General features: G+C 58.9%; 9 protein-coding genes. All 9 read right to left on the reverse strand.

Translation table 11 applies throughout. The features are described from left to right. Positions 1 to 119 precede the first annotated feature (119 nt). Positions 120 to 1,478 (reverse strand): MATE family efflux transporter, encoded by a 1,359-nt coding sequence (locus tag AC19YT_RS24380; RefSeq protein ID WP_500611164.1) that lies wholly within the window; start codon positions 1,476 to 1,478, stop codon positions 120 to 122. Between the two features lie 89 nt (positions 1,479 to 1,567). Further along, positions 1,568 to 3,925: a T6SS phospholipase effector Tle1-like catalytic domain-containing protein gene (locus AC19YT_RS24385; protein ID WP_500611165.1), complete on the reverse strand. Its 2,358-nt coding sequence runs from the start codon at positions 3,923 to 3,925 to the stop codon at positions 1,568 to 1,570. Between the two features lie 21 nt (positions 3,926 to 3,946). Beyond that, positions 3,947 to 4,426: a DUF3304 domain-containing protein gene (locus tag AC19YT_RS24390; protein ID WP_500611166.1), complete on the reverse strand. Its 480-nt coding sequence runs from the start codon at positions 4,424 to 4,426 to the stop codon at positions 3,947 to 3,949. A gap of 42 nt (positions 4,427 to 4,468) precedes the next feature. Further along, a complete protein-coding gene (locus AC19YT_RS24395) occupies positions 4,469 to 4,750 on the reverse strand; it encodes a hypothetical protein (RefSeq protein WP_500611167.1) in 282 nt (93 codons plus the stop codon). Then, complete coding sequence (locus tag AC19YT_RS24400) at positions 4,747 to 5,259, reverse strand: DUF3304 domain-containing protein (protein WP_500611168.1); 513 nt, start codon at positions 5,257 to 5,259, stop codon at positions 4,747 to 4,749. The genes AC19YT_RS24395 and AC19YT_RS24400 overlap by 4 nt, the downstream gene beginning before the upstream one ends. Next, a complete protein-coding gene (locus AC19YT_RS24405; protein WP_500611169.1) occupies positions 5,256 to 5,768 on the reverse strand; it encodes a DUF3304 domain-containing protein in 513 nt (170 codons plus the stop codon). Before AC19YT_RS24405 ends, AC19YT_RS24400 begins: the two co-directional genes overlap by 4 nt. A 25-nt stretch (positions 5,769 to 5,793) precedes the next feature. Beyond that, complete coding sequence (locus AC19YT_RS24410; protein WP_500611170.1) at positions 5,794 to 6,282, reverse strand: DUF3304 domain-containing protein; 489 nt, start codon at positions 6,280 to 6,282, stop codon at positions 5,794 to 5,796. Between the two features lie 14 nt (positions 6,283 to 6,296). After that, entirely contained in the window at positions 6,297 to 7,259 is a 963-nt protein-coding gene (locus AC19YT_RS24415; protein WP_500611171.1) for a DUF4123 domain-containing protein, read from the reverse strand. After that, a partial coding sequence (locus AC19YT_RS24420; RefSeq protein ID WP_500611172.1) for a DUF2345 domain-containing protein occupies positions 7,259 to 7,501 on the reverse strand: 243 nt, incomplete at its 5' end. The genes AC19YT_RS24415 and AC19YT_RS24420, both read right to left, overlap by 1 nt.

Consider the following 7,501-nt stretch of genomic DNA (forward strand, 5'->3'; position numbering starts at 1 on the left):
GCAAACCGGGGGTGTGGATTGGAGGCGCGCATGCTACCCCAGCAGCGGCGTGGCGTGGCGTGTTGAGCACCGGCGATGCGCTGGGCGAACGCACCGCCGTGAACGATATCTGGCTCTGCCTACACCAAGCGCTCCACCTTCTGGTGCCGCCAAACCCGTTTGTAGTAAGTCGTCTGCAACACCAGCATGCTCAGGTACGCCACCGGGAACGCCATCCACACCCCTTGCAGGCCGAAATGGGCGTCGAGCAGGTACGCCACTGGCAACTCGACGCCGACGATACAGAACACCGAAATGGCCACCGGCATCAGCACCGTGCCGCTGGCGCGCATGATGCCGCCGATCACCGACTGGAAGCCGAACACCAGCATGCTCCACAGCATGATGTGCAGCAGGTGCTGGGCCTGGGCCTGGGTCGCCGGTTCGGTGATGAACAGCCCCAGCAGCCAGTGAGACAGCCCATAGCCCAGCAGCACCAGGCTTCCGGTCAGCCACACGTTGATGAACAACCCCGTGCGCAAAATCGGCCCCAAGCGCTCCAGGCGCCCGGCGCCGATGGCCTGGGCGCCGAGGATCGACGCCGTGATGGCAATCGACAGCGCGGGGAATTGCACGTAGTTGACGATCTGCGTCACCGCGCCATAGGCCGCCGTGGCCTGGGAGCCGTGCTGGTTGACCAGTGCCAGGATCACCAGCTCCGACAGGGAAATCACCACCATCTGCAACCCCGTGGGCAGGCCGATACGCAGCACTTTGCCGAGAATCTCGCGGTCCAGGCGCAGGGCCGCCAACAGCTCGCGGTCCGGGGCCAGCGGGTGGGGTTTGCGGTTCAGGCGCCACGCCAACAGGGCCATGGCCGCCAGGTTGCCGGCCAACCCGGCCAGCGCCGCGCTCTGGATGCCCATTGGCGGCAAACCCAGCCAACCGCGGATCAACGCCGGCGTCAGCAACAGGCCCACACAGGTCGATACCAACAACGCCAACAGCGGCGAAACGGTATCGCTCACACCGCGCAGCAACTGGGTGAACAACACGAACACCAGCAGCGGCGGCATGATCCACATCATCACCTGGGCATAAGCCACCGCCTCATCCAGCACATCCGCCGGCGTGCCCAGGCCCTGCAACGCCTGGCGCGCAAACACACTGCCCGCCACCGCCGCCACCAGGCCGATCATCGCCCCCAGCAGCAAGGTGGTGCCGGCAATGGCCTTGACCTTATGCACCTCCCGCGCGCCCCACGCCTGGCCGATCAACACCCCGGCCCCCGCCCCCAGGCCAATGACCAGGGCGATAAAGAAAAACACGATGGGGAACATCCCCGACACCGCCGCCAGCGCCTGAGTGCCCAGCATCTGCCCGATGTAAATGCTGTTGACCGTGCCCGACATCGACTGCAGGAAGTTGGACAACACCATGGGCGCAAGGAACAGCAGATAGATCCGCCAGAGCGGGCGCGAAGAAGCCGGGCTTTGCATGAACACATCTCGAATGGGCAACACAGAAGGGGCACGAGTCTACGTTAACTGCACCCAACCCGCGCCCTGTTCACCACCACACAGCAACCTCAACGCAACGGCGGCACGCCACCCGGCAAGCGGTTTATCAGCGCGTCCATGGCATGCTTGCGTGCCGCCTCGGCGGCTTTGGCCGGCAGGTCCGTCACGCTATCGACAGCGCGCTCCTTGAGCTCGCCAACGCCCTCGGCCACTTGGCTGGCGCGCTCCTGGATGCCGCCGCCCAGCGCCTCCAGGTGCTGCGCGGCAACATCGATCAGCGCCAAGGCCTCATGGTCTTCGTCAAACACCCGCCGGTACTGCCCCGCGCCATTGGCCTCGCGGCGGGTGCCGCTGCCCATGGCGTACTCCACCACCAAACCGGCAAACCCCATGTTCTCGCGCAGGTCGGCGGCATCGGCGTCGGTCATCAGCGGTATCACCGGCGCGGCACCCGGCACCGCTTTCGGGCTGTTGGCGTCGTACACCCGCTGCTCGAAGCGGTTGAGGGCGTACTGGCTGGCGACACGGGTGTAGTGGTGGGCGTGGAGCAAGCGGCTGCGCGACAGCGCCGTCCACTGGTCAAAGGCGTCTTTCTTGTTGCGGATTTCATTGACGAACACCGACTTGTCCCACTGGGTCAACGGCCCCAGCAGCCAGAAACCGGCGTGGGAGTCGTGCACGTAGCGGTCGAAGAACTCATCCACCAAGGGCGGAATCGGGGCAGTGGCGTCGACCATGCGCAGCAAATCCTTTTGCGTCTGGCTGGGCCGCGCGGGCAGCGTGCGCGAGGTCAAACCGATACCGTGCTGGTAGCGCTGCTCCACGATGGGCTCATGGGCCTTGCGCGCCTGCGCCACATCGGCGCGCCAATCCAACTCCGACTCCCACAGGTCCTGCTGGTCTTGCGCAGTGGCGTTGGCCCAACTGTGCAAGGCCTTGAACTGCGCCTCGGTGCGCTTGCTCGCCCGCCAGCGCCAGTAATGCTGCATCTGCGTGTGCATACGGCTTTCCACCACGCCACGGCGGCTGCCAGCGAGGTTTTCCTGTTGCTCGTTGGCATGCAGCGTCCAGTCGGTGTAGGCCATGAACGCGGCGTGCAGGGCGGGGTCAATGGCGAAGTCGTCTTTGGTTTCATTTTCCATCTTCAGGCGAGGGATAAGCCTGACACCCGCGGTGAGAGCTTCCTCGTACATATCATTCAAGGTGATCTGCGACAGCAGGCTGCTGCGCCCGCCCAGGGATTTGCCCTGCTCGCCAGGGCCATAGCCGCCGCCGATATCCGAGTGGGTGCCGGGGTAGACGAACTCGCGGGTATTGGCCGGCCAACGGCCGCCATCGCGCACGGTGGACAGCGGGAACGAGCGGCGGATTTCATGGCCGGCCACGTAGTGCACGGTTTTCTCGACGCCCTCGATGGCCAGGTTGTTATGGGCCCAATGGAGAAACCCGCGCCCCACCGGTGAAGAGTCCGCCAGGCCCACGGAAGCCACGGTATCGAACAGGCCAAGAAAACGCAGGTTCACCTTGGCTCCGCCAATCACTCCTTCGCAGAACCTTTGCACCCAATTGCAAAACACCCGCGCCTCGGCGGCGCCACGGGAGAAGCCAAATACCGACAGGTGCATTTGGGTAATACGCGGGCGCTCGTATTGCACGGCGTTTATCAACCGTCTGTTGATACCGTAAAAGAGGCGTCGTAGTTCCTTCTCTTCGGTGGCGTGACGAAAGTGAGTACTGAGGACTTTAGTGACCAGGATCTTCATCTCATGTGCATCGAGCATATTGCCCCCGTGAAAAACTCGGTGAACAGCGTTATAGACCTGAAGCATGGCCCAATGAATTCGCGCTTCACCACCCGAGGCAAAACTTTTGCCAGTACTGGACTCAGTCATCTCGCCCACTTCCCTGAAGGGAGTGCCTACCCCGGGCAAATAGTAGGCAAAATGGGTTTCTTGATCCTTGATATGAGCATCGTACAAGCTAACTATATTTGAATGACTGTGGGGCTTGTCCCGTTCCATGTTGTTATTGGTGCCATCAAAAAACACCCCGACATGGATTTCCTGCACACAGTCCATTCCGCTGAAATCGGCCTTCATACCTCGCGTCACTTCTTCCATGGGGGTGCGTTCACGCCCCAACCGAGCGATAGGAATCGGTAGTTCCATCTGCGAGTTGCCCAAGGTACAGGCATAAGCGTCCCAATTAGCGATCGAGGGCGGATCGGCGAGGCGTTGAAAATGTGGCTCCCACATCATGGCCCGCACCGGAGGGTGTTTGCGGGCATCCCACCACAACCGCAATCTACCGTTGGGCTCCAACCAGCAATGGGCACTATAGGTTTGTGGGGTATCGAAGTAACGACAGTCAAGAGTGTCATCCAGTTTGCGCGCCACCCTGTACCAACCGGTTTGAAATTCGGTCATTAGAGGTACTCCTTAAAATTTTCAGTAAGGCCAGTCGATTGGCTTAACGGGCGCGTCCGGCCCGCGATAGCCAGGAAATCCGGGAGACCCCGGCGAGATAATCAGACGAACCTGATTGCCAGGCAGAAAGTGAACATTTAAATCCCCTAACTGATCGTAACTTTCAATTGGCACTATCTTTTCATGCCAGGTAACACCGCGAGGGCCATCCGGAATAGAACTTGAGGTACTCCAACGTACAACTGCAGCAAGATCCGAACTCCATTCACGGGGGTAACTTATGCAACAAACAACCCCACCTCCACCGCTGTAAGCACGAACATTCCCACCCCAGGACTCATCGACAAAAAAACGATGTATATAATGCTCTGTATTGTTATAACCAATGATACTGGCTGTAGCAGGCCCATTATCTTGCTCTTCACCATTGCAACCCACTAGTACGACAAATAGCAACACAGCACCAAAAACCTTAAAACTGCAGATTTTAAATAGGTTCATTCCTCACCCTCTTTAATAACCAACGCTGACCAGCCGACTGGCTTAGATAGGAATCGGCGGCTCCATCTGTGAGTTGCCCAGGGTGCAGGCATAGGCATCCCAGGAGGCAATCGACAGTGGGTCGGCAACCCTTTGGAAACGGGGCTGCCACGCCATGGCACGGGCCGGTGGGTGCTGCTGGGCATCCCACCACAGCCGTTGATTGCCATTGGGCTCTAGCCAGCAATAAGCGCTGTAGGTATGCGGTGTATTGAAATAGCGACAGTCCAGGGAGTTATCCAGCTTGCGTCGGACCTTGTACCAACCAGGTTGAAATTCAGTCATTTCAGATCCTCCAGATAAAGAGTCTTTGGCCAGCCTGCGGGTTTTTCCGGAGCATCTGGCCCTCTGTACCCTTTGGAGCCGGCCGAGCCGTTCCAGATCAGTAGCCTTACCTGGTTATTGGGTAAGAAATGTACATTCAACGAGCCCAATTTGTCGTAATACTCAATCGGCACTACTTTTTCGTGCCAGGTAGTTCCCGTATAGGGGTTGGGCTTTGAAGCTGAAGTACTCCACCGCACAGTAGCGGTCAAGTCAGGGTGCCATTCGCGAGGATAGTTAATGCAGCATACAAACTTCCCGCCGCCGCCATAAGCACGCGAGTTCCCTCCCCAAGCACCATCTATATAGAACTCATGAATATAGTCAGCGGTGTGGTTATAGGCACTGATCTTGGCAGACGCGGGACCTTTGTCCGGCTCTTCCGCCTTACAGCCAACAAGCAATAAGGCCAGCACGAGCAAACTTAATAGTTGACGCAGGTATTGCCTGCCGGTTTGAAGCTCAGTCATTTCAGATCCTCCAGATAAAGAGTCTTTGGCCAGCCGGCGGGTTTTTCCGGAGCATCTGGCCCTCTATACCCTTTGGAGCCGGCCGAGCCGTTCCAGATCAGTAGCCTTACTTGGTTATTGGGTAAGAAATGCACATTCAACGAGCCCAATTTGTCGTAATACTCAATCGGCACTACTTTTTCGTGCCAGGTAGTTCCCGTATAGGGGTTGGGCTTTGAAGCTGAAGTACTCCACCGCACAGTAGCGGTCAAGTCAGGGCGCCATTCGCGAGGATAGCTAATGCAACACACAAAACCTCCCCCACCGCCATAAGCACGCGAGTTCCCTCCCCAAGCACCATCTATATAGAACTTATGAATATAGTCAGCGGTGTGGTTATAGGCACTGATCTTGGCAGACGCGGGGCCTTTGTCCGGCTCTTCCGCCTTACAGCCAACAAGCAATACGGCCAGCACTAGCGAACTTAATAGTTGACGCAGGTATTGCCTGCCAATTTGAAACGCATTCATGGAGTTAATTCCTAAGTAATTATTGTCAGTAAGGCCAGTCAGCAGGTTTTTCCGGCGCATCTGGGCCGCGATAACCTTTGGAACCGGCCGAGCCATTCCAGATCAGTAATCGCACTTGATGGTTCGGTAAGAAGTGCACATTCAGTGAACCCAACTTATCGTAGTACTCAATCGGCACTACCAACTCATGCCAGGTGACACCGGGAGGGCCATCCGGAATGGAACTTGAAGTACTCCAACGGACGGTGGCTGTGAGGCCAGGCCGCCATTCGCGAGGATAGTTGATACAGCATACAAACTTTCCTCCTCCGCTATAGGCAAAAACGTTCCCCCCCCACGACCCATCAATAAAGAATCGATGAATATAATCTTCGGTGTGGTTGTAACCACTGATACTGGCGGACGCGGGGCCTTTGTCCGGTTCTTCCCCATTACAACCCACCAGTAAGGCGACCACTATTAATGCGCTGTACCGTCGGAGCCGGCGGTACGCGCCAAATTCAAATCTGCTCATTTGCAGGCCTCCAATTAAAGGGGGGTTGGCCCATCAGGCACAGTTGGCGAGGCCTTGAAGTCCATCAATGCCTGCAACGTTTCAGTGCTCCACCCTTGTGTTTGTTCTTGCAAACTCGCGCCTTGTTCGCCAATAACATCCCAGGTTTGGGCAAGTGCTGGGCAGCGATAGAACTCATTGCCGTAGTTCAAACTCAGCAGCACAAACAGCCAGCGGTCTTGTTCGGTGGACAGGTTCATTTCACTGGCCGTTGAGAGGCAAGTAGCGAGGCGCTGATGGAAGGCTGCGCGTTGTTGTTGGGGGAGCAGTTCTGGATGCTGCTGCGTCAATTGGTAAAACACCCTGTCGGCTTCTGCCTGTGTCAGCAGCGCAGCCAGTTGTTCCGGGCACAGGTGCAGGTGGGGGGCGGTGTCCATCTGTGCGGCTGGTACTGCCTCGTGCAGGGCAAGCCAGCCCTGAACGTGGCCGTATCGATCACAGCCTCGCCAGTCCTGAACGATGTCGGCTACGCGCCGTTGTTGGCTGGGGGCAAGGGTTTGCAGCAGGCCCGGCAGGATACGGCTGTCGGCAAAGCGCAGATGCACGGCCCTTGCCCGGCCCTGAACCTGGGCCTTGGCCAAGTACCCGAATAGCAGTTGCAGGGCTTGTGCGGGGTAGGCGCTGCGCAAGAAGCTGAGGGCGGGTGTGCCTGCGGTGAGTGTCAGTAATTGCGCGATTTGTGCCTGGCGTTCTTGAGGGGTGTCGCCCAGGGCAATCAGATGCGGGGCCACCTCACCGAACGCTTGCAGGGGCGTGTTCGCCAGGGCATTGACGGGTGCCCAGTGATGGCGGCGCGCCGCAGCCTTGAAGGGTGCCGCGCCCAGTAACGCCACATCCACCAACGCCCAATAAGGCGCTTGGGGTTGCGCTTGCATCCAGTTCAACAGGTCGCTGCCGGCGCCGTCCGCCGCGGGGTCATAAGCAAAGGCCGGGGTCATTACTGCAACTCCGCATAGGGGGCGCCGTTGCGCGCCGCTTTTAACAGGCACGCCACACACACCGATTGTGGAAACAGGGGCAAGCCAAACTGGGAACGGCTGGGGCCGCTGAACTGGCGTTTGCCGGCATACACCTTGATGCTGCCCGGGCAGGCGAAGGTGATGTTGCCGCCTTCCAGGGTCAGGCTGGCGCCGCCCTCCACGGCCAGGTGCAGGGTGGTGCCGGCGGCCATTTGTGCCTC

The sequence above is a fragment of the Pseudomonas sp. MF08875 genome (assembly GCF_059862525.1).